Source organism: Mesorhizobium sp. P2_E9 (assembly GCF_056403815.1).
In genome coordinates, this window is record NZ_JBFUET010000021.1 from 128,704 (window position 1) to 150,076 (window position 21,373).

At 63.0% G+C, this 21,373-nt stretch carries 19 protein-coding genes; 12 read left to right on the plus strand and 7 right to left on the minus strand.

Features of this window, described 5'->3' with window-relative positions:
- The first annotated feature begins 62 nt into the window (after positions 1-62).
- Entirely contained in the window at positions 63-812 is a 750-nt protein-coding gene (gene phnF / locus AC1D05_RS30900) for a phosphonate metabolism transcriptional regulator PhnF (protein WP_477446067.1), read from the plus strand.
- Between the two features lie 15 nt (positions 813-827).
- Here phnF and AC1D05_RS30905 read toward each other — a convergent pair whose 3' ends face one another.
- From AC1D05_RS30905 to AC1D05_RS30930, 6 genes are all read right to left on the minus strand, one after another.
- Positions 828-1,844, minus strand: coding sequence for a zinc-binding alcohol dehydrogenase family protein (locus AC1D05_RS30905; protein WP_477446069.1), 1,017 nt, complete (start codon positions 1,842-1,844; stop codon positions 828-830).
- A 70-nt stretch (positions 1,845-1,914) separates the two neighbouring features.
- Positions 1,915-2,880: an ABC transporter permease gene (locus AC1D05_RS30910; protein WP_477446071.1), complete on the minus strand. Its 966-nt coding sequence runs from the start codon at positions 2,878-2,880 to the stop codon at positions 1,915-1,917.
- Positions 2,877-4,430 carry a sugar ABC transporter ATP-binding protein gene (locus AC1D05_RS30915; protein ID WP_477446073.1) on the minus strand — a complete coding sequence of 518 codons (1,554 nt, stop codon included), beginning with the start codon at positions 4,428-4,430 and terminating at the stop codon, positions 2,877-2,879. Before AC1D05_RS30915 ends, AC1D05_RS30910 begins: the two co-directional genes overlap by 4 nt.
- A 161-nt stretch (positions 4,431-4,591) precedes the next feature.
- On the minus strand, positions 4,592-5,587 hold the full coding sequence (locus AC1D05_RS30920; protein ID WP_477446075.1) for a substrate-binding domain-containing protein: 996 nt from the start codon (positions 5,585-5,587) through the stop codon (positions 4,592-4,594).
- 341 nt (positions 5,588-5,928) lie between these two features.
- A complete protein-coding gene (locus tag AC1D05_RS30925) occupies positions 5,929-6,927 on the minus strand; it encodes an aldo/keto reductase (protein WP_477446076.1) in 999 nt (332 codons plus the stop codon).
- A gap of 62 nt (positions 6,928-6,989) precedes the next feature.
- Entirely contained in the window at positions 6,990-8,495 is a 1,506-nt protein-coding gene (locus AC1D05_RS30930) for a UxaA family hydrolase (RefSeq protein WP_477446078.1), read from the minus strand.
- A 256-nt stretch (positions 8,496-8,751) separates the two neighbouring features.
- Between AC1D05_RS30930 and AC1D05_RS30935 the strand changes: the two genes are divergently transcribed.
- From AC1D05_RS30935 to gndA, 6 genes are all read left to right on the plus strand, one after another.
- Positions 8,752-9,654, plus strand: a complete 903-nt coding sequence (locus AC1D05_RS30935) for a GntR family transcriptional regulator (RefSeq protein ID WP_477446080.1) — start codon at positions 8,752-8,754, stop codon at positions 9,652-9,654.
- Between the two features lie 133 nt (positions 9,655-9,787).
- Positions 9,788-10,144, plus strand: a complete 357-nt coding sequence (locus AC1D05_RS30940; RefSeq protein ID WP_477446082.1) for a DUF2946 family protein — start codon at positions 9,788-9,790, stop codon at positions 10,142-10,144.
- Positions 10,145-10,242: 98 nt separating this feature from the next.
- On the plus strand, positions 10,243-10,782 hold the full coding sequence (locus AC1D05_RS30945; protein WP_477446084.1) for a copper chaperone PCu(A)C: 540 nt from the start codon (positions 10,243-10,245) through the stop codon (positions 10,780-10,782).
- A gap of 39 nt (positions 10,783-10,821) precedes the next feature.
- Positions 10,822-11,340, plus strand: a complete 519-nt coding sequence (locus tag AC1D05_RS30950) for a YcnI family copper-binding membrane protein (RefSeq protein WP_477446085.1) — start codon at positions 10,822-10,824, stop codon at positions 11,338-11,340.
- A 53-nt stretch (positions 11,341-11,393) separates the two neighbouring features.
- Positions 11,394-13,031, plus strand: coding sequence for a copper resistance CopC/CopD family protein (locus AC1D05_RS30955; RefSeq protein ID WP_477446087.1), 1,638 nt, complete (start codon positions 11,394-11,396; stop codon positions 13,029-13,031).
- A gap of 149 nt (positions 13,032-13,180) precedes the next feature.
- Positions 13,181-14,608: an NADP-dependent phosphogluconate dehydrogenase gene (gene gndA, locus AC1D05_RS30960; RefSeq protein ID WP_477446089.1), complete on the plus strand. Its 1,428-nt coding sequence runs from the start codon at positions 13,181-13,183 to the stop codon at positions 14,606-14,608.
- 121 nt (positions 14,609-14,729) lie between these two features.
- Here gndA and AC1D05_RS30965 read toward each other — a convergent pair whose 3' ends face one another.
- Positions 14,730-15,782 (minus strand): LacI family transcriptional regulator, encoded by a 1,053-nt coding sequence (locus tag AC1D05_RS30965; protein ID WP_477446091.1) that lies wholly within the window; start codon positions 15,780-15,782, stop codon positions 14,730-14,732.
- Between the two features lie 406 nt (positions 15,783-16,188).
- On the opposite strand from AC1D05_RS30965, the gene AC1D05_RS30970 reads away from it, so the two are divergent.
- From AC1D05_RS30970 to AC1D05_RS30990, 5 genes are all read left to right on the plus strand, one after another.
- Complete coding sequence (locus tag AC1D05_RS30970) at positions 16,189-17,445, plus strand: ABC transporter substrate-binding protein (protein WP_477446093.1); 1,257 nt, start codon at positions 16,189-16,191, stop codon at positions 17,443-17,445.
- A gap of 191 nt (positions 17,446-17,636) precedes the next feature.
- On the plus strand, positions 17,637-18,533 hold the full coding sequence (locus AC1D05_RS30975; RefSeq protein WP_477446095.1) for a carbohydrate ABC transporter permease: 897 nt from the start codon (positions 17,637-17,639) through the stop codon (positions 18,531-18,533).
- Positions 18,530-19,453 (plus strand): carbohydrate ABC transporter permease, encoded by a 924-nt coding sequence (locus AC1D05_RS30980; protein WP_477446097.1) that lies wholly within the window; start codon positions 18,530-18,532, stop codon positions 19,451-19,453. The genes AC1D05_RS30975 and AC1D05_RS30980 overlap by 4 nt, the downstream gene beginning before the upstream one ends.
- Positions 19,453-20,553, plus strand: coding sequence for an ABC transporter ATP-binding protein (locus AC1D05_RS30985; protein WP_477446099.1), 1,101 nt, complete (start codon positions 19,453-19,455; stop codon positions 20,551-20,553). The genes AC1D05_RS30980 and AC1D05_RS30985 overlap by 1 nt, the downstream gene beginning before the upstream one ends.
- Positions 20,554-20,625: 72 nt before the next feature.
- On the plus strand, positions 20,626-21,372 hold the full coding sequence (locus tag AC1D05_RS30990; RefSeq protein WP_477446101.1) for a sugar phosphate isomerase/epimerase family protein: 747 nt from the start codon (positions 20,626-20,628) through the stop codon (positions 21,370-21,372).
- Position 21,373: the final 1 nt, after the last annotated feature.

Consider the following 21,373-nt stretch of genomic DNA (forward strand, 5'->3'; position numbering starts at 1 on the left):
CATATTACCTAACGCGAGTCCATGACGGGTGGATGACAAGCGATAGAAGGCGGGGGGAAGTTATGATTGGGCAGATGGCGGCCGACAGCATCGAGCGGTGCAGCGGCGTTTCGCTGTGGCGGCAGATCGCAGACAGTATTCTGCAGGCGATCGCCACCGGCGATTTCGCCGAGAATGCCGCACTGCCGCCTGAGGTGGCGCTGGCCGAGCGCTATGGCGTCAACCGTCACACGGTGCGCAGCGCCATATCGGCGCTTGTGCAGGAAGGGGTGCTGCGGGCCGAGCAGGGACGCGGCACCTTCGTGCTGTCACGCAAGCGGCTGTCCTATCCGATCGGCGCACGCACACGGTTCTCGACCGGTCTGCAAGGGCAAACGTCGGAACGGCATATCGTGCTGCTCTCCTCGTCCGTCGAGCCGGCCAGCCAGCGTGTTGCCGAGGGGCTTGGCCTGGCCAGAGGAGCCGAGGTTATCAGGTTGGAGACACGCGGCGAAGCCGATGGACGGCCGGTGTCGCGCGCTGCCGGATGGTTCGATGCCAGGCGCTTTACCGGCATCGACAAGGCGATGGCTGACACCGGCTCGATCACCGCGTCGCTGGCCCGCTTCGGCATAGACGATTATCTCCGGCAATCGACCGTGCTGTCGGCGCGCCACGCCGATGCGGCTGACCTTGCCGCACTCGATCTGCAGCCTGGCGCCATCGTGCTGGTCACGGTCGCCGTCAACGTGACGCCGGATGGCCAGCCGATCCAGTTTTCGGAATCGCGCTTCCCGGCGGAACGGGTGGAGCTCAAATTGTCGGCGCTGTGAGTCGGCGGCGGCCGGCTACCCCACCTCGATCACGGCCTTGATCAGGCCGGATTTCTCATGCGCCCAGCGGGCGAGATCGCGCGGCGTATCGGCAAGCGATGTGCGGTGGGTGACGAGCTTGGCCAAAGGCACGGCGCCATTGCGGATCGAGGCGGCGACATGGTCGAAGTCGGCATGCAGCGCATTGCGGCTGCCGATCAGTGTCATTTCGCGTTTGTGGAATTCGGGGTCGGAAAAGACGATGTCGTCCTTGACGACGCTGACCAGCACCAGTGTCCCGCCATGCGCGACATGAGCGAAGGCCGACTGCACCGATTGGGTGTTGCCGGTGGCATCGAACACTACGTCGAAGCCTTCGCCTGATGTCGCCTCCCTGACCAGATCGGGTACCGCGCCGCGTGATCCGTCAAGGGTCCGGAAGCCAAGTTCGTTTTCGGCGAAGGCCAGCCTTTCACTGCTCATGTCGAGCAGCGTCACGTCGAGCCCGGCTATGCGGGCGAAGATGGCGGTGCCGAGGCCGATCGGGCCGGCGCCGATGACCAGCGTGCGGGCACCGGGCTCACCCCGCGCGCGCCGCACGGCATGCGCGCCGATGGCGAGGAATTCGACGGCGGCGGCGTCGGCCAACGACAGGCCGTTTGCCGGATAGAGATTTTGCGCAGGCACCAGGATGCGTTCGCACATGGCGCCGTCACGGTGGACGCCGAGCACCTCGATCCTGACGCAGCAATTCGGCTTGCCGTGCCGGCAAGCGATGCACTTACCGCAGGAGAGATAGGGGTTGATGACGACCGGCTCGCCAACGGCAAGGTCGACACCTTCACCGGTCTCGACGATCGTCCCCGACACTTCATGGCCCATGATGCGGGGATAGGCCAGGAACGGGTGCTTGCCCTCGAAGATGTGGTAGTCGGTGCCACAGATGCCGACATGGCTGACCGCGACCAGCGCCCAGCCGGCGGGCGGGGCGCCAGGCGCCGGGCGGTCTTCCAGGACAAGCTCGCCGGGCGAGCGGCAGACGACGGCTTTCATGCTTCAATCCAGTCTCTAATGAAATCGCCGGCCCGTCACTTCTGGCGGACCGGCGATCGATTGAGGTGGGCTACTTGCCGCGGCGGCGCAGCCCGTCGAAGTAGACGATGATGATAATCAGCGCGCCGGTGATGATGCGCTGCCAGAACGAGTTGACGTTGAGCAGGTTGGCGCCGTTGTTGATGGTGGCCAGAATGAAGGCGCCGAGCAGCGGGCCGTGCACTGAGCCGACGGCGCCGAACAATGAGGTGCCGCCGATGACCGACGAGGCGATCGCTTGCAACTCCCAGCCCTCTGCCTGGGTCGGGTTGCCGATGCCGATGCGGGCGGCAAGCAGCACGCCGACGAAGGCCGCACACAGACCGGACAGCGTATAGGCCATGTAGATGGTGCGCTGGACGTTGACGCCGGACAGGCGCGAGGCCTCGGCGTTGGAGCCGACCGAGAACAGATACCGGCCCCAGCGGCTGTGATGCAGGAAGATATAGGCCGGGATGCCGACCAGGATGACCATCCAGAACAGATTGGGAATGCCGACGAAGGAATTGCGCGAGAAGGCGGTGAAGGTGTCGCTGTTGATGTTGATCGAATTGCCGTTGGTCATCAGAAGGCCGATGCCGCGCAGCGAGGTCAGCGTCGCCAGCGTGATGATGAAGGGCGGCAGGCCCATCTTGACGATGCCGAAGCCGTGAAACATGCCGATGGAGACACCGACCAGCAATGTCACCAGAATGGCGAGCCAGATCGGGAAGCCGGCATTGATCATCATCGCGACGACGACGGTGGCGAAGCCGACCACCGCGCCGACCGACAGATCGATGCCGCCGGTGATGATGACGAAGGTCTGGCCGACCGCCATGATGGCGATCATCGAGCCCTGGCGCAGAAGATTGGCGATGTTGTTGCCCGAAGCGAAGCTTGGCGTCGCCAGCGAAAGGACGATCCAGAGCAACACCAGCAGCGCCAGCAGCGTCAATCCGAACAGGACGTTGTAGTTGCGCTTCGGTTTCTCAGCGGGGATCGCCTCGATGCTCATGTCTGTCCTCCCAGTTTTTCTTGTTTCTCGGCGAGCGCCTGCGTGAGAATGTCCTCGTGACTGGCGGTGTGGAACCCATGCGTGGCCACCAGCTTGCCGCGCCGGAACACGTGCAGCGTGTCGGCCAGTTCGTAGACCTCCGGCAAATAGGACGAGATCAGGATGATGCCGGCGCCCTTCGACAGCAATTCGCCGAACAGGCGGTAGATTTCGGCCTTGGTGCCGACATCGACGCCGACCGTCGGTTCGTCGAAGATGAACAGCTTGGCGCCATGCGCCAGCCATTTGCCGATGACGATCTTCTGCTGGTTGCCGCCGGAAAGGCTCGACGCCAGCGCGCCGCGTGTCGGCGTCTTGATCCGGAGGCCGGCGATCTGGCGGTCGGCCTCCGCCTTCTCCTTTGTGTTGGAGATCAAGAAATTGCTGGAGATGCGCTTGTAGATCGGCAGGTTGAGGTTGAGGCCGACCGGCAGATTGAGGCAGAGACCCTGGTCGCGGCGGCTTTCCGGCGCCAGCGCCATGCCGAGCTTGATCGCGTCATGTTCGGAGTTGACCTGAACCGGCTTGCCTTCCCACAGAATTTCGCCTGCCGACTTGCGATGGCGGCCGTAAAGCGTGGTGACGAACTCGCTGCGCCCGGCGCCGATCAGGCCATAGAGCCCGATGATCTCGCCCGCGCGGACCGTCATCGAGACATTTTCGAAGCCTTTGCCCGACAGGTTCCTGGTCTCGACGATTGCAGCGCCGGGGGTGAAATGCTCTTTGTGATAGACCTGCTCGATTGAGCGGTTGATCATCATCTTGACCAGCTCGGCGTCATCGGTCTCGGCAATGTTCCTGGTGCCGACCAGCGTGCCGTCGCGCAGCACGGAGACGCGATCGGCGAGCTCGAAGACTTCCTCCATGCGGTGGCTGATGTAGATGATCGTCACGCCTTCGCCCTTCAGCCGGCGGATCAGCGTGAAGAGCTGGTCCGCCTCCTTGCGGGTGAGGTAGGCGGTCGGTTCGTCGAAGATCAGGAACTTGGTGCCGCGCACGGTGGCGCGGGCGGCGGCGATCAGCTGCTGCTGGCCGATGGTCAGGTCACCAAGCACGACATGTGCCGGCAGGTCGAAGCCGAGATCGTCGATGATCTTCTGCGCTTCCCTGACCATGGCGCGCTGCTGCAGGATGCCGAAGCGCGAATTCTCCTCGCCGAGGAACATGTTGGCGGCGACCGTCAAATGACGGCAGAGCACGACCTCCTGATGCACGGCGTTGATGCCGAGCGCCATCGCCTCATGCGGGGTGGCGAGCGCTGCCGGTTTGCCTTCCCAGAAGACATCGCCTGAGGTGCGCGGCATGACGCCGGTCAGGAGCTTGATGAGGGTTGATTTGCCGGCGCCGTTCTCGCCGACGATGGCGTGGATCTCGCCGGACTTGAAAGCGAGGTTGACCGGCTTCAGCGCGTGCGTGCCGGGATAACGCTTCTCCAGCCCGCGTAATTCGAGGATGGTCCTGCCGGGCTCCAGCGCGGGGGCGGGGTGCAGGTCCTGCGCCGTCGAAATCATGACAATCCTCCCAGATTGGCCTCACGATCGGCATGCGGCAAGGCCAGGACATGCGCCTCGAAAAACAGCCTAGCCTAAGCTTGCGTGTTGCCAAGCCGTTTGTGCCGGCAGTGGATGTTTCCGGGGCGCGAGGCCCCGGAAACGATTATGAATGCGACGGCTCACTTGAGCTTCGGGTTCAGCAGCGCGTCGATCTTGGGGTCTTTCATGTTGTCCTTGGTCACCAGATTGGCGCCGGTGTCGACATTGGCTTCGACCTTCTCGCCCTTGGACGCGGCGAGCGCGGTCTTGATGCCGTCATAGCCCATCCGGTACGGATCCTGGACGACGAGGGCGGAAATGACGCCGTCGTTGAGGAACTTGATCAGCTTCTCATCGCTGTCGAAACCGACCAGCGCCAGCTTGCCGCCAAGGTTGTTCTCGGCGACAGCCTGACCGACGCCCTGCGCCATGATCAGGTTGGAGGCGAAGATGCCCTTGAGGTTCGGGTTGGCGGTGATCAGGTCGGTGGCGATGTTGAGGCCGGTCGTGGCCTGGCCGTCGGCATATTTGTCGGCGACCAGCTTCAGGCCCGGATACTTTGCCTTGAGCTGTTCGGTGAAGCCCTGCTTGCGCTGTTCGAGCGAGCCGGCGCCGGGTGCGTTGGTGATCAGGGCGACGTCGCCCTCGATCTTGCCGCCATTGGCGGCGCCGATGGCGGCTGCGAGGCCGTCAGCGGCAACGCGGCCGCCCTGCACGTTGTCGGTGGTCAGGAACGAGGTGAAGGCCTTGGAGTCGGCGCCGGAGTCGATACCGATGACCTTGACCTTGGCGGCGGCTTCGTCGATCGGTTTGCCAAGCGCCTTGAACTCGGTGGGCGCAATCACGATCGCGGCCGGGTTGCTGGCGACGGCGTTCTCGAGGATCGAGACCTGACCGTTGACGTCGGTTTCAGCCTGGGCGCCGAGTTCCGGCACATTGACGCCGAGATCCTTGCCGGCCTTGCGGGCGCCGGCCAGAACGATCTGCCAGTAGAAGGACGTGGTGTCCTTGACGATGATCGGAATGGTTACGTCCGCCGCCGAAACCGGCGCCGAATGCATGACGCCGGCGAGCATCGAAGCTGCTGCCAGTGCCATGACAGCGCGGCGGTTGAGAATGCTGGTCACGAATTTCATTAGGATTCCTCCCTAAGTCGCCCGGTGAACGTTACGGAAAGCTCCGTCCGGATAGGCGTGGCCCAAACAGAACTTTATCAATAAAAAACATTTACGCTGTTTTGATAGTGCATCGATCTGGACGATGCAAGCGGTGTTTCGCGCCTGACTTGCTGTCGTCGGCGGGACACAGTCGCACGCTGCTCCTCCCAAGATGCAGCCAGAAGCTCCGTTTCGTTCCGTAGAGGTATGGAATATTAATTCCATACTTTAGTCAACATGGAATGTTCATTCTCTCAGAGATGTCGCGGATTTGTGAAGTTGGAGCCCGCCATGAAGGGCATGTCGGCAAGATGCCGCTTTCATCCCAGATCCTGCACCACCGTGTAAGGACGGTATTTCTGATATTCCGTCTCCGGCACGTCGATGTCGAGCAGTTCGAGGTTGCGTGTCAGGTTCGCCAGTTTGGCGGTACCGGTCAGCACGGTGGCGACCACCGGATCTTGCAGGGGGAACTGGAACGCCGCGGCAGCCAAGGGATAGCCGCCTTCGCCGGCGATCTTCTCCATCACATCGACACGGTGAAGGACATCCGCGGTGGCCGGCGCATAGTCGAAATGCGCGCCTGTCACCGGGCCTGTCGCCAGGATGCCGGAGTTGAAGACGCCACCGATGACAAGGGATGTCTGCTGCGCCCGGCACAAGGGCAGCAGTTCGGCTTCCGCGCTGCGGTCGAGCAAGGAATAGCGGCTGGCGAGCAGGATGCAGTCGAGCGGCGCCCGGCGCATCACGTCGAGGCAGATCTGGACTTCGTTGACGCCGAGCCCGTAGGCGGAAATCGTGCCGGCCCGCTTCAGCTCCTCGAGCGCCTTGAGCCCGCCATCCATCAGCTGGCGAAAGTGCAGCTTGGTCTTCTCGACGCCATGCGTGTAAGCGCCGATGTCGTGCACATAGAGGATGTCGATCTTGTTCAGGCCAAGCCGCGCATAGCTGAAGTCGACCGACCGCATGATGCCGTCATAGGAATAATCGTAGTCGAGCGCGAAGGGCAGCGGGTCGACATAGGAGTGATCGGGAACCTCGTCTTCAGGCACGGGGTGAAACAGGCGGCCGACCTTGGTGGACAGCACATAGGAATCGCGTGGCTTGTAGCGCAGGAAGTCGCCGAAGCGCCGCTCCGACAGGCCGAAACCGTAGAAGGGCGCGGTGTCGAAATAGCGCAAGCCCGCCTCCCACGCGCCTTGCAGCGTTTCCATCGCCGCCTCGCGCGAACAGGCGCGGTAGAGGCCGCCGATCGCGGCACCACCGAAGCTGATCTCGGTGACCTCGAGCGCCGTCTGGCCGATGCGGCGTTTTTCCATGCAAAGCCTCCCCGTTGCCGGCCGTTGTCCGGCCCGGCCATTCTACCACATATCAGCTAAATCTAGAGCGTCGCGCCGAGATGCCAGGGCACGAACTCGTTGTCGCCGTAGCCGAAATCCTCACTCTTGGTCTTGCGGCCGGAAGCCGTCTCGACGATCAGTTCGAAGATCTCGCGGCCCATGCCGGCGATGGTCTTTTCGCCCGAGGCGATGACTCCGCAATTGACGTCCATGTCCTCTTCCATCTGGTGATACATGGTCGAGTTGGTGGCGACCTTGATTGAGGGGGTCGGCCGGCAGCCGAAGCAGGAACCGCGGCCGGTGGTGAAGACGATGACGTTGGCGCCGCCCGCGACCTGGCCGGTGGCCGAGACCGGGTCGTAGCCGGGCGTGTCCATGAACACCAGTCCGTTGCCGGTGACCTTCTCGGCATAGCCGAAGACGCCGTTGAGCGGCGTCTGGCCGCCCTTGGCGACCGCGCCCAGCGACTTTTCCAGGATGGTGGTGAGGCCGCCGCGCTTGTTTCCTGGCGAGGGGTTGTTGTCGATCGAGGCGCCATGCTTGGCGACGTGGTCTTCCCACCACTTCACATAGCCATCGAGCTTCTTGGCGATCTCGGGCGTCGCGGCTCGATAGGCGAGCAGATGCTCGGCGCCGTAGATTTCCGTCGTCTCGGACAGGATGCCGATGCCGCCGACGCCAGCCAGGATGTCGACGGCCGCGCCCAGCGCCGGATTGGCTGTTATGCCCGACATGCCGTCGGAGCCGCCGCATTGCAGGCCGACGACGATCTCGCTGACCGGGATCGGCTCGCGCTTCAGCTGGCCGACTTCCTCGGCGATCTCGGCCAGCACGTCCATCGCCTTCTCCACCGATTTGCGCGACCCGCCGGCGTCCTGGATGTTGAAATGGCGTTTTCCCGCTGCAGCACCCTTCTGGCCGTAGAGGGTGAGCTGGTTGACCTCGCAGCCGAGGCCGACCATCAGCACGCCGCCGAAATTCGGGTGGCGGGCATAGCCGGCCAGCGTGCGGTGCAGCACCATCATGCCGTCGCCAGTGGCGCTCATGCCGCAGCCCTGGCCGTGCACGATCGGCACGAAGCCGTCGATGCCCGGATATTTCGGCAGCAACGTCCGGTTGGCGGTGTCGGCGATGGAATGGCAGACGGTGGCCGAGCAATTGACGCTGGCGATAATGCCGATGAAATTGCGCGTGCCGGCGCGGCCATCGGCGCGGCGATAGCCCATGAAGGTGCGGGCGCGGTCGGCCTCGGTCGCATGCTCGGCCTCGCTCGGCGGCACCACCGGCAGGCGGCCGGCCTCGAAAACCAGATTGTGCGAATGGACATGCTCGCCCGGCGCAATGTCCTGCGTGGCGCGGCCGATCGCCTGGGCGTATTTGACCACGGCTTCACCGGCGGCAATCGGTTTGATCGCCACCTTGTGGCCGGGCTCGATGATTGCGGTGGCAAGCGCGCCGCCCGGCAGCGCGGTGCCGATCTCGATGCGGCCATTGGCAACGGCGACGTTGTCGGCGGAGGACAGAAGAATGGTGTTGGAGACGTTCACGGGCGGTTTCCTGGGTGATCTTGGGATGCGCGCGGATTGACACGCGCTTGATAAGAGCTAATGTCTTTTATCGTGAAAAAACAGTTTTGCGTCAATTGTTTTTTCATGGGCGTCCCGCGTGCTCCCGGGCAAGTGGTGGCGCTGCAAGCAATGACCCGGACATCGGCGAAAGCGATTCCTGCTTTTCAGGGTCATAGGAACGTCATATTGCGCTTCAAGCCGGCCGCCGCAAGCGCCAGCGCGAACGGGGCAGGGGATGTCGAAGAGCAACAACGTCTACAAAGACGCCTACAACAGGTGCCTCAGGCTGCTCGACGAAACGCGCAGCCTGCCGTCGGAACCGGAGCTGGGCGCGCTGCTCGGCGTCAGCCGCACCACCGTGCGCAGCATCCTGACGCGCATGGAGGAAACCGGCTTGATCGCTTGGAACAAGCGCGCCAAGACGGTGCTGCGCGACCCGAGTCCCGACGATTTCTTCCCCGAGGAAGAGACCGACACGCTGGCCGAGATCATCGAGCGGTCGTTCATGCGCAGGCTGCTCGCCGGCGGCGCCGAGGTCGGCATGCAGATCAACGAGCTCGAACTGGCGCGCGAGATCGGCGTCGGCACCACCAGCGTGCGAGAATTCCTGATCCGCTTCTCGCGCTTCGGCCTGATCGAGAAGCGCCGCAACAGCCATTGGGTGCTGAAGGGTTTTACGCGGGCCTTCGCACTGGAGCTGACCGAAATCCGCGAGATGTTCGAAATACGCTCGGCGGCTGCCTTCGCCGCTTTGCCGCAGGACAGCCCGGTCTGGGCCGATCTCGACCGCCTGGAGGACGAACATCGCCAGCTGTCACGCGAGATCGCCACGCGGTTCAACGAGTTTTCGGAGCTGGACGAGCGCTTCCACCGGCTTATCCACCGTGCGTCACGCAACCGTTTCATCGTCGATTTCTACGACGTCATCGCCATGATCTTCCATTACCACTACCAGTGGAACAAGGCGCAGGAGCGCGAGCGCAACGAAGTCGCTGTCAGCGAGCATCTTGCCTATATCGAGGCGCTCAAATCGCGCGACCTCGGCAAGGTCGATGCCGCCTGCCGCAAGCACCTGAAGTCGGCGCGTAACACGCTTTTGACCTCAATCCCTGAAAGCCGGCCATTGCAGAAATCCTAATCGCGCCGCGTTGCCGCAGTGTCGAATTGCCGATTTTCGGCCTGCTCCGGCCGTGGTAGGTATCTTCCAAGCCTGAAGAGGCAGATGGTTTGAACAGGCAAGTCATTTGAGCAAGAAGGGGAGACGCTGGAGCATGCCGGTCGCGCTTGTCGCGGCCTACCTGCTGCTGCTCCAGTCGACGCTCGGCGCGTTCGCCTTCGGCACCGGCCCGAATGCCGCGCAGCTCGACGCCTTCGGCAACATCATCTGCACCCGCGACGGCGCCACCCAGCGTCCTGACGGTGACCAGCACCCGTCCCACCTACCGGCCTGCTGCACGCTTGGCTGCGGCATGTTTTCATCGGCCTTTGCGCCGCCGCCCGATGCCGGGCTGGCCCTGGGCAGCCTTTCCTTTGAAGCGGTCGCCTTCGTCTTTCCGGCGAGCATTCATCTCGATTTCGCGCGCGAACGTTCGCCGTCGAACCCGCGCGCGCCGCCGCTGGCGGCCTGAACCCTTTTTGCCCGGCGGAACCTTTCGCGGGCGCACCCATCCAAAGATCAAACGGCTCGCGACCGGCAACGGCGCGATCCTCACTTCATGGAGCAACCATGTCCCATTCTTCCCCCACAGCCGCAGGCCCGCTGTTCAGCCGCATTCTGTCCCGCTTCCAGGAGCATCTCGGCGCTGTCGCGCTGGCTTTCGCGATTGTGCTCGTAGGCGCCCAGTCCGTCATGGCGCATGAGTTCAAGGTCGGCGATATCGAGATCGGCCATCCCTGGTCACGCGCCACGCCGGCCGGCGCCAAGGTGGCCGGCGGTTATTTTACCGTTACAAACAACGGCAGCGCGCCGGACCGGCTGCTGTCGATTTCCTCCGACATTTCGGACAAGGCCGAACTGCATGAGATGGGTGTCAAGGACGGCGTCATGACCATGCGGCCCGTTGTCGGCGGCCTGGAGATTCCAGCCGGCGGCAAGGTCGTTTTGGGTCCCGGCAGCTATCATGTGATGTTCATGGATTTGAAGCAGCCACCCAAGCAAGGCGAGATGTTCGCCGCCACGCTGACCTTCGAAAAGGCCGGGACGGTGACAATCAAATTCGCCGTGCAGGCCATGGGCAGCGCGGCGCCTCAAGAAGACAACGACTGAACCGGCCATCGTACCGATCAAGATTCTAGAGGGACCATCATGAGCAAGTATCTTCTGTCGGCCGCAGTGCTTCTGGTGCTCGGGACAAATGCCGCCTTTGCGCACATCACGCTCGAAACTCAGGAAGCGGCGGTCGGCTCGACCTACAAGGCAGTGCTGCGCGTGCCGCATGGCTGCGACGGCAAGGCGACGACCGCTGTGCGCGTGCAGATCCCGGAAGGGGTGATCGCGGTGAAGCCGATGCCGAAGCCGGGCTGGACGCTGCAGACCAAGAAGGGCAAATATGAAAAATCCTATCAGCTCTATGGTCAGGCGGTGACCGACGGCGTCAAGGAAGTCGACTGGAGCGGCGGCAATCTGCCGGATGAGTTCTATGATGAGTTCGTCTTTCGCGCGACGTTGACGGCGGACCTGCCCGTCGGCCAGAAACTCTACTTCCCGGTGGTGCAGGAATGCGATGGCGCCACCGACCGCTGGATCGAGATTCCGGCGGCAGGGCAGGATGAGGACGCGTTGGAGAACCCCGCGCCCGGCATCAAGCTCTTGCCGAAGAAGTAATCTTCTCGCGGCGCGCTCTGCTCATAAGGGCGCGCCGCACCCCAAGGCATGCCATGACCGCAATATCTTCCCTGTGTATGGTCGGTCCGACCGGCAAGCCCCTCGGCCGCATTGCCGGCGGGCTGCTGGCCCTGATCATGCTGTTCATCATTGTGGCCTCGGCAAACCAGGCCTTTGCCCATGCCGCACTGATCAAGACCGACCCGGCTGACGGTGCGGTCCTGGCGCAGGCTCCGACGCAATTCTCGCTGACCTTCAGCGAGCCGGTTTCGCCGCTGGTGCTGACGCTGGTGAAGCCCGATGGCACGCCTGTTGCGCTGACATCCTTCCGCCTCACCGACCAGACGGTCGAGATCGACAATCCGCAAGCGCTCAAATCCGGCACGCATGTGCTGAGCTGGCGTGTCATTTCCGCCGACGGCCATCCGGTCGGCGGTTCGCTGCTGTTTTCCATCGACGCCCCAAGCGAACCGCCCGCCGTGTCCGAAGCCGTCGACTGGCCGCTGCGGTCGGCGATCTGGATCAGCAAGGTCTTTCTCTACATCGGTCTTTTCCTCGGCGTTGGCGGCGCCTTCGCGCTTGCTTGGCTAGGCGGCGACGGACGAGCCGGTCAGCGTTTTGTCACCGCGGCGATCCTCTACGGGCTGCTGGCGGCACCCTTGTCGCTCGGCTTTCAGGGTCTCGATGCGCTCGGGGCGCCGCTCTCCCATCTCGCGCAAGCCGTGATCTGGCGGACCGGGCTCGGTACCAGCTTCGGCTGGACGGTGCTGGTCGCTCTCATCGCGCTGGGGCTCGGTCTGTTGTCGCTGGCCGGACCGCGTGTACTCGCCAGGCCATTTGCGCTTGCCGGCCTTGCCGGCGTCGGCGTTGCGCTTGCCGCCAGCGGCCACGCCAGTGCGGCCGAACCACAATGGCTGACGCGGCCGATGGTGTTCGTGCATGGCGTCGGCATTGCCTTCTGGGCCGGCGCACTGGTGCCGCTCGGTCTCGCGCTGAAGCGCCAGACGGCTGATGCCGTTGCTTTCCTGCGCCGCTTCTCCTCAGCGATCCTGCCTGTCGTGGCCGTGCTTGCCGTGGCCGGCACCGTGTTGGCCGTCATCCAGGTGCAGACGCCCTTGGCACTGGTCGGCACCGCCTATGGCCGGCTGCTGCTGGTCAAGCTCGCGCTGCTGGTCTTCCTGTTCACGCTGGCTGCCGTCAATCGCTGGAAGCTGACGGCCTCGGCCGAGGCGGGCGCTACGGAGGTGCAACGCAGGCTCACCCGCTCGATCGGCGTCGAAATGCTGATTGTGCTGGCGATCTTCGGCGTTGCCGCGGGCTGGCGTTTCACGCCGCCGCCGCGGGCGCTGGCGATCGCTGCGGCGCAGCCGGTTTCGGTCCATATCCATACGCTGCAGGCGATGGCCGATCTCAGCATCGTGCCGGGCCATGCCGGGCCTGTCGCCGCCTCGATGATCATCATGACCGGTGATTTCGGCCCGCTTGACGCCAAGGAAGTGACGCTGGTGCTGTCGAAGCCTGATTCCGGCATCGAACCGTTGAAGCGCGCGGCGACCAAGCCCGGCGACGGCAGCTGGCGTGTCGACAACCTCGTCATCCCGGTTCCCGGCCGCTGGACGGTGCGCATCGACATCCTCGTCTCGGACTTCGAGATCGTGAAGATTGAGGCCCCGGTGGACATCAGGCCGTAACCGACAGATGTGATACCGTTGTCGAACGGTCTGCATTGTGCAACGGCAACACAATTCGGCGAGGCGGTTGACGCGGCCTGAAAGGCCCGTCAATCATCCCGCCAAATCGCGGGCTCCAACCAACAAGATCCGAAAGCAGGGAAGAAACGATGGAAAAAGCCGAAATCGGCCTGATCGGCCTTGGCACGATGGGCTCCAACCTGGCGCTGAATATCGCCGAACACGGGCATCGCATCGCCGTCTTCAACCGCACAAGGGCACGCACCGACGCTTTCGTCGAGAATGCCGGCGTGCTGAAAGACATGGTGGTGCCTTGCTACAGTCTGGAAGAACTCGCCGCGGCGATCCGCCCGCCACGTCCGATCATCATCATGGTGTTGGCCGGCAAGCCGGTCGACGAACAGATCGAAGCGCTGCGCGGCGTGCTGTCGGCCAATGACATCGTCATCGACGCCGGCAACGCCAATTTCCGCGACACGATGCGGCGCTTCTCCGAATTGTCCGGCTCGGGCCTGACCTTTATCGGCATGGGCGTCTCCGGTGGCGAGGAGGGCGCGCGCCACGGCCCGTCGATCATGGTTGGCGGCACGGAAGATAGCTGGAAGCGGGTCGAAAAAGTGCTGACCGCCATCTCCGCCAAATTCAAGGACGAGCCCTGTGCAGCCTGGCTCGGCACCGATGGCGCTGGCCACTTCGTCAAGACCATTCACAACGGCATCGAATATGCTGACATGCAGATGATCGCCGAAATCTACGGCATCCTGCGCGATGGCCTGGGCATGGGGCCGAAGGAGATTGGCACCGTCTTTGAAAACTGGAACAAGGGCCGGCTCAACTCCTACCTGATCGAGATCACCGCCAAGGTGCTGGCCGCCGACGATCCCAAGACCGGCAAGCCGGTGGTCGACATCATCCTCGACCGCGCCGGCCAGAAGGGCACGGGCAAATGGTCTGTCATCGAGGCGCAGCAGCTCGGCATTCCGGCGACCGCGATCGAGGCGGCGGTGGCGGCGCGCGTTTTGTCGTCGATCAAGGATGAGCGGCAGGCGGCGGAAAAAGCCTATGGCAATATCGGCGTGACGAAGATTTCCGGCGACAAGGATGCGCTGCTGAAAGACCTCGAACTGGCGCTGTTCGCCGGCAAGATCGCCGCCTACGCGCAAGGTTTCGCGGTGATGGCTGGCGCCTCCAAGGAGTTCAACTGGAACCTGCCGATGCCGACCATCGCCAGGATCTGGCGGGCGGGCTGCATCATCCGCTCGCAGATGCTGGATACGATGGCCGAGGCTTTCAGCAGTGGCGGCGCTTCGACCAATCTTTTGATGGCGCCGGCTTTCATCAGCCTGATGCAGGACGCGCATCCGTCGCTGCGGCGTATCGTGGCCAGGGCTTCCGAGGCCGGCGCGCCGGTGCCGGCGCTGTCTTCCGCGCTTGCGTATTTTGACAGCTACCGCCAGGGCCGCGGCACTTCGAACCTGATCCAGGCGCAACGCGACTTCTTCGGCGCGCATGGCTTCGAACGCATCGGCGAGCAGGGTGCCTTCCATGGCCCGTGGGGCAGCGGCGCAGCCGGCTAGAGCAATTCCAGGAAAAGTGTGAGCGGTTTTCCCGGGAAAAGCGCGTAGCGCCTTCCCTTGGGAATTGCGTCAAAACAAAGAGTTAGAGCGGTTCGCCGTTTCCATGAAACGGTGAAACACTCTAGGCCATTGAGCGCTGGTAGGCAAGAACCTCGCCGGGCACGCTGAGACTTTGCAGCGAGCCAGGTGCTGCGCCGCCGATCCAGCCGAGCACCGAGCGGGCGAGCTCAGAGCCTGCCAGCCGGAAGTTCTCGTTGACGATCAGCAGTTCGGGCCGGAACAGGTGCAAAAGGTCCGAAGATTGCTTGGAGACGATATCGACGTCGCGGCCAAGCTTGAGGCCGGCATCCTCAATGCCTGCGACGAGCGCTAGCGTGGCGGCAGCGCCGCTGCTGACGAAGCCGTCCGGCCTGATGTCGCGGCGCATCAGCTGCGCGGTCCTCGTCCTGATCTGCTCGATCGAATGGTCGATCGATACGGTGCTGAACGGGATCTCGCTGGCGTCGACCTCGCTCAGCGCATCGGCAAAGCCGTTGACCGTATGGCTGTGGTAGCTCAGTCCAATGGGTGGTGCCAGCAGAGCGAGCTTGCGGCGTCCCATGCTCGCAAGGCGACGCACGGCTTCGACCGCGAAAGCGTGATTGTCGAAATCATGATAGGGGTGGACCAGCCCCATGTCGGTGCGGCCATGCGTGGCAAAAGGAATGCCGTGTTCCAGCATATAGCGGGCCCTGGCATCATTCGGCTGCGTGCGTGAGATGATGACGCCATCGGCGGAACCGGTCTCGACCAGATAGCGTATGGGGTCGAGCGGATCCTGTGAACGCGAATAGGGCGTGACGATCAGGTGATAGGGCGTGTCGGCGAGCACTTCCGAAACGCCGTAGATGATGTCCGAGACAAAGCTCATGATTTCGCGCTCGGTGTTGAGCACAAGACTGATGACATTGGTCCTGCCGGTGCGCAGGCGCACGCCGGCGCGGTTGGGCCGGTAACCGATCTGCTTGGCGACCAGCTGGACGCGGCGCCTGGTCTCGGCGCCGATCTCCGGCGCGTCCTTCAGGGCGCGCGATACGGTGGTGACGCCGAGCCCGGTCATGAAGGCAAGCGTCTTCAGCGTTGGCCGCTCCTTGGCCGACGTCTCTTCGTTCTTTTCCGTACGCCGTCTGTCCATTCGTCCCGCCCGTCAGGCGCATAGCAGTCGCAGGGCGGGTCGGCAATCGCCGCGATTTGCGGCGTCGCACAATTTCAAGCCCGGCGAAGGCGGCAATATACTGAAACGTTACAGATTGCCAATCTCGTTTGCCGGCTGGCGAATAGGCCGGCGAACACGGGGTCGTGATTTCCCTTGGGAATACAAGGCGAAGCGTCCTTCCGACGCTCGTTTTGCCGGCTTCCGTGGCCGAAGCGTTTGTTTTGCACTGCGATGGCTCATATTGCGGCGCACAACGAGATAGTCGATCGTGTATTTTATTCGCGGCTCGAAAAAATATCGGACGACCGCATGCCTCAGGGTTGCGTCGTCCCTGCAATTGCCTTATCCAAAATCTGTAACGTTTCAGATTCTGGGAGGAACCGAAATGCGATACAGGATTTTGACCGCTGCGCTGGCAGCATCGGCCGCGCTGCAGTTTGCCGGCCCGGCCAGGGCCACGGACCTGGAAGTCATCCATTGGTGGACATCGAAGGGCGAGTCGGCGGCGGTCTCGCAGTTCGCAAAGGCCTTCGACAATGACGGCCATGGCGACAAGTGGGTGGACAGCGCGATTGCCCTGGGTGAAACCGCCCGCTCGACGGTCATGCAGCGCGTGCTCGGCGGCGATCCGCCCGGTGCGGCCCAGTTCAATCCCGGTCGGCAGTACGAGGAACTGATTTCGGGCGGCAAGCTGCTCGACCTCACCGACATCGCGACCGCCGGCAAGTGGGGTCAGGTTATCCGCCCGAAGGCGATCGGCAGCGCCTGCCTCGTTGACGGCCACTGGTGGTGCGTTCCGGTCAACATTCACTCGAACTACTGGGCCTGGTATTCCAAGCCGGTGTTCGAGAAAGCCGGCGTGCCGGAGCCGAAGAGCCTGGCCGAATTCATCGCGGCCGCGCCGAAGATCAAGGAGGCCGGCTTCATTCCCTTCGCCATCGGCGGCGACGGAAACGGCTGGCAGATCCAGTTGCTTTTCCAGGACATGGTCACCGAGGCTCTCGGCGTCGCCAAGCGTGACGAGATGTACACCAAGAAGAGCGCCGAAATTGCCGGCGGCCCCGAAATGAAAGGCGTCTTCACCCAGTTGAGGACCTTGAAGCAGTTCACCGACAATGGCTATGCCAACCGCAACTGGAACGACACCACCAATCTGGTGATCACCGGCAAGGCCGGACTTCAGGTGATGGGCGACTGGGCGCGCGGCGAATTCGCGGCCGCCGGCATGACCGGCGTCAAGGATTTCGGCTGCATGATCGGCCTGAACGAGGCCAAGCCGGTGGTCAGCACCGACGGCGACATCATCGTTTTCTTCAAGCAGAACAATCCGGATGTCGAGGCGGCGCAGAAGCGTCTTGCCGCACTGCTCATCAGCCCTGAGGTTCAGGTCGCCTTCAACAACGCCAAGGGGTCGATGCCCGTACGTGGCGATGTCGACATGTCGACGGCCGACCCGTGCATGCAGAAGTCGCTGAAAGCGGTGGAAGATCCGGCCAACATCGTCACCGCGACCAACCGGTTCATCACCGAGAACACCAACCAGCAGCTCAATGAACTCGTCGCGCAATTCTTCGCCGACGACTCCATGACGGCTGACGACGCCACCGCGAAGTTCGCCACCATCATCGGAAATTCCGACTAGGAGCCGATCAGCACCGAGGCGCCGCTATTGCAGCAGCGCCTCGGTCCAACCTCGGCTCGCCAAGCAGAAAGCGTTGTCGGCGGACCGACAATCGCAGGATCGGAAGCCGCGGCGGTTGGGAACGTGGCCGAGGCTGACTTTCGTGTCGGCAGATAGCCCGGCGTGTCGGTAGAAGCGGAGAAAGACGGACGATGCAGAGGAGCTGGAGGCGTAGATTTCACCTGCCTGCCGTCATCGGCACGATACCGATGATTCTTGTTGCCGTCGGCGTCTTCGTGATCGGCATCGGCTTCTCGGTGATGTGGTCGTTCACCAGTTCCAAGCTCTTCCCCACCTATGATTTCGTCGGCTTGGCGCAGTACAGGCGACTTTGGGCGGATAGCCGCTGGCTCGTCTCGGTCAACAACATCTGGTTCTTCGGCCTGATGTCCATCACCTGCAACATGGTGTTCGGCTATCTGCTCGCCGTTTTCATGGACCAGCGCATCCGCCAGGAAGACCTGTTCCGCTCGATCTTCCTCTATCCTTTCGCCATGTCGCTGATCGTCACCGGCCTCGTCTGGCAGTGGGTGCTCGATCCCAATCTCGGCCTGCAGGAGGCAATGCACAATCTGGGCTGGTCGAGCTTCAGCTTCGCCCCCCTGGTTGACGCCAACACCGCGATCTACGCGCTGGTCGTGGCGGGCATCTGGCAGGGCTCGGGCGTGACGATGGCGATCCTGCTTGCCGGCCTGCGCGGCGTTGACGAGGAGATCTGGAAAGCCGCGAAGGTCGACGGCATCCCGACATGGCGCACGCATGTTTCCATCGTGGCGCCGATGATGAAGGGCGCCTTCGCCACCGCCTTTGTTCTGCAATGTGTCGGCGTGGTGCGCGTCTACGACCTGGTCATCGCCATGACGGGCGGCGGTCCCGGCATCGCCACGTCGATGCCGGCAGTCTATGTGATCCAGCTCATCACAGTGCGCCAGAACGTCGGCCAGGGCATGGCTGCGGCAACGATGATGCTGCTGCCCGTGCTGGTCGTGCTGGCTTTCGGTGGACTTGTTCTGTGGCGGCGCAATCGCCAGCGGGAAGCAGCCGTATGACCGCCGGCGTGATCACCACTGAAGAGCAGCTGGATCAAGCCGGCGTCGCGCCCTTCGGGCCGAAACCACGGCGGACATCGGCCGGTCGCATCGGCCTCTATGCGTTCCTGGTCGTTGCGGCGCTCTTCTTCCTCATCCCGGTCTACATCATGATCGTCACGTCGCTGAAGGGGATGCCCGAGATCAGGCTCGGACATCTTTTCAGCTTTCCGCTCGAGCCGACCTTTCAGCCCTGGGCCGACGCCTGGCTGCATGCCTGCACCGGCCGCGACTGCAACGGGCTCAGCCCTGGCTTCTACAATTCGGTGAAGATCACCGTGCCGAGCGTGATGATCTCCATCATCTGCGCCTCGATCAATGGTTATGCGCTGACCTTCTGGCCCTACAAGGGCGCCAATCTGCTGTTCGGTTTGCTCGTCTTCGGCGCCTTCGTGCCTTATCAGGTCGTGATCTATCCGCTGATCATCGGCCTGAGCTCGGTCGGGCTGTTTGCGACCCTTCCCGGCATCATCATCATTCACACGATCTTCGGCATGCCGATCCTGACGCTGCTGTTCCGCAATTTCTATGCGGCGCTGCCGGTCGAGCTGTTCAAGGCGGCGCGGGTCGACGGTGCGGGGTTCTGGCGCATCTTCTTCTCCATCATGCTGCCGATGTCGGTGCCGATCACCGTCGTCGCCGTCATCCTGCAGGTGACGGGCATCTGGAACGATTTTCTGTTCGGCATCGTGTTTGCCGGGCGGTCCAACTGGCCGATGACGGTGCAGCTCAACAACATTGTCAACACCACGACCGGCGTGCGGGAGTACAATGTCAACATGGCAGCCACCATTCTGACGGCGGCGGTACCTCTGATCATCTACTTCATCTCGGGAAGATGGTTCGTGCGCGGCATCGCCGCCGGCGCAGTGAAAGGCTGATGGATATGGCGCAAAACGGTACCAGCGTATCGATCCAGGATCTGTCGCTGAATTTCGGCGCGGTGACGGTGCTGAAGACGCTCAATCTCGATGTCGCCGAAGGCGAGTTCATCGTGCTTCTGGGTCCCTCCGGCTGCGGCAAGTCGACCTTGCTCAACTGCATTGCCGGCCTGCTCGACGTTTCCGAAGGCCGCATCTTCATCAAGGGCAAGAACGTCACTTGGGAAGAGCCGAAGGACCGCGGCATCGGCATGGTGTTCCAGTCCTACGCGCTCTATCCGCAGATGACGGTGGAAAAGAACCTGTCTTTCGGCCTGCGCGTCGCGGGCCTGCCCAAGGACGAAATCGCCAAACGCATCGCGCGCGCCGCGGAGATTCTGCAGATCGAGCCGCTGCTGCAACGCAAGCCCTCGGCACTTTCCGGCGGCCAGCGCCAGCGCGTGGCGATCGGGCGCGCACTGGTGCGCGATGTCGACGTCTTCCTCTTCGACGAGCCACTGTCCAACCTCGACGCGAAATTGCGCTCGGAACTGCGTGTCGAGATCAAGCTTTTGCACCGCAAATTGCAGAACACCATGATCTACGTCACCCACGACCAGATCGAGGCGATGACGCTCGCCGACCGCATCGCGGTGATGAAGGGCGGCGTCATCCAGCAGCTCGACGCGCCGCAGACCATCTACAACCGCCCGGTCAACCGTTTCGTCGCCGGCTTCCTCGGCTCGCCGGCGATGAATTTCATCGACGGCAGGCTGGAGAAGGACAAGGGCGACTGGCATTTCCTCGTCGAGGATGTGCGCATTCCACTCGCGACCTACGCCTTCGAGAAGGAGCCAGTAGCGGGGCCGGCCGTATTCGGCATGCGCCCCGAGCACGTCGCCTTCAACAGCGGCGCCGGCTGGCCTTTTACGGCTGACGCAAATGTCGAAGTCGTCGAACCCATGGGTTCCGATACGCTGGTCTGGCTGAAGCTCGGCAAGCAGAATTTCACCGTCCGGGTGACGTCGGAGCGCACGCCGAAAAATGCGGACGCGGTAAGCATCGGCTTCGATCCGATGCGGGCCTCGCTGTTCGATGCCCAAACCGGCAACCGGCTCTAATCTCTCCCCAAGAACCATCCCCCCAAAATCCATCCCCAAAGTCCCACCATCCCAAGCAGAACGGACAAGACGATGAACTGGTCATTCCAACTTTACAGCGCCCGCAATTTCCAGCCCTGGGAAGGCGTGCTCGCGACACTCGGCAAGCTTGGCTACACGCAAGTCGAAGGCTTCGGCGGCGTCTATGACGATCCCAAGGCCTTCCGCGCCGAACTCGACAAGAACGGCCTTGCCATGCCGACCGGGCATTTCTCCATCGACGCGCTGGAGAAGGATTTCGACGGCGTGCGCAGGATCGCCGAGGCGCTCGACATCAAGCTCTTGATTTGCCCCTATCTCCTGGCAGAGCAAAGGCCGTCCGATGCGGCCGGCTGGCGTGGCTTCGGTGAACGTCTGGCCAAGGTCGGCGAGGTGGCCTCGAGGGCCGGCTACGGCTTTGCCTGGCACAACCATGATTTCGAGTTCAAGGCACTCGCCGACGGCTCGGTGCCGCAGGAGCACATTCTGTCTTCCGCTCCCGGTATCGGCTGGGAGATGGACCTCGCCTGGGTGGTGCGCGGTGGCGCCGATCCGCTGCCCTGGATCGAAAAGCACGGCAAGCGCATCGTCGCCGTACATGTGAAGGACATTGCAAAGCCGGGCGAAGGACTGGATGAGGATGGCTGGTCGGATGTCGGCCACGGCACGATCGACTGGGCCGGCCTGATCAAACTGTTGCGGGCCAAGAGCGCGGCAAAGTACTTTGTCATGGAACAGGACAATCCCAACGACATCGAGCGCTTCGCCCGCCGCTCGATCGCATCCGTCAAGGCTTACTAGG

Excerpts from the sequence above, each read along its gene's own strand:
- AC1D05_RS30915 (WP_477446073.1), bottom strand. The coding sequence starts at position 4,430 with ATGATTTCGACGGCGCAGGACCTGCACCCCGCCCCCGCGCTGGAGCCC.
- AC1D05_RS30940 (WP_477446082.1), top strand. The coding sequence starts at position 9,788 with ATGCCGGTCGCGCTTGTCGCGGCCTACCTGCTGCTGCTCCAGTCGACG.
- AC1D05_RS30970 (WP_477446093.1), top strand. The coding sequence starts at position 16,189 with ATGCGATACAGGATTTTGACCGCTGCGCTGGCAGCATCGGCCGCGCTG.
- AC1D05_RS30945 (WP_477446084.1), top strand. The coding sequence starts at position 10,243 with ATGTCCCATTCTTCCCCCACAGCCGCAGGCCCGCTGTTCAGCCGCATT.
- AC1D05_RS30980 (WP_477446097.1), top strand. The coding sequence starts at position 18,530 with ATGACCGCCGGCGTGATCACCACTGAAGAGCAGCTGGATCAAGCCGGC.
- AC1D05_RS30925 (WP_477446076.1), bottom strand. The coding sequence starts at position 6,927 with ATGGAAAAACGCCGCATCGGCCAGACGGCGCTCGAGGTCACCGAGATC.
- AC1D05_RS30950 (WP_477446085.1), top strand. The coding sequence starts at position 10,822 with ATGAGCAAGTATCTTCTGTCGGCCGCAGTGCTTCTGGTGCTCGGGACA.
- AC1D05_RS30955 (WP_477446087.1), top strand. The coding sequence starts at position 11,394 with ATGACCGCAATATCTTCCCTGTGTATGGTCGGTCCGACCGGCAAGCCC.
- AC1D05_RS30935 (WP_477446080.1), top strand. The coding sequence starts at position 8,752 with ATGTCGAAGAGCAACAACGTCTACAAAGACGCCTACAACAGGTGCCTC.
- AC1D05_RS30965 (WP_477446091.1), bottom strand. The coding sequence starts at position 15,782 with ATGGACAGACGGCGTACGGAAAAGAACGAAGAGACGTCGGCCAAGGAG.
- AC1D05_RS30920 (WP_477446075.1), bottom strand. The coding sequence starts at position 5,587 with ATGAAATTCGTGACCAGCATTCTCAACCGCCGCGCTGTCATGGCACTG.
- phnF (WP_477446067.1), top strand. The coding sequence starts at position 63 with ATGATTGGGCAGATGGCGGCCGACAGCATCGAGCGGTGCAGCGGCGTT.
- AC1D05_RS30985 (WP_477446099.1), top strand. The coding sequence starts at position 19,453 with ATGGATATGGCGCAAAACGGTACCAGCGTATCGATCCAGGATCTGTCG.
- gndA (WP_477446089.1), top strand. The coding sequence starts at position 13,181 with ATGGAAAAAGCCGAAATCGGCCTGATCGGCCTTGGCACGATGGGCTCC.
- AC1D05_RS30975 (WP_477446095.1), top strand. The coding sequence starts at position 17,637 with ATGCAGAGGAGCTGGAGGCGTAGATTTCACCTGCCTGCCGTCATCGGC.
- AC1D05_RS30905 (WP_477446069.1), bottom strand. The coding sequence starts at position 1,844 with ATGAAAGCCGTCGTCTGCCGCTCGCCCGGCGAGCTTGTCCTGGAAGAC.
- AC1D05_RS30990 (WP_477446101.1), top strand. The coding sequence starts at position 20,626 with ATGAACTGGTCATTCCAACTTTACAGCGCCCGCAATTTCCAGCCCTGG.
- AC1D05_RS30910 (WP_477446071.1), bottom strand. The coding sequence starts at position 2,880 with ATGAGCATCGAGGCGATCCCCGCTGAGAAACCGAAGCGCAACTACAAC.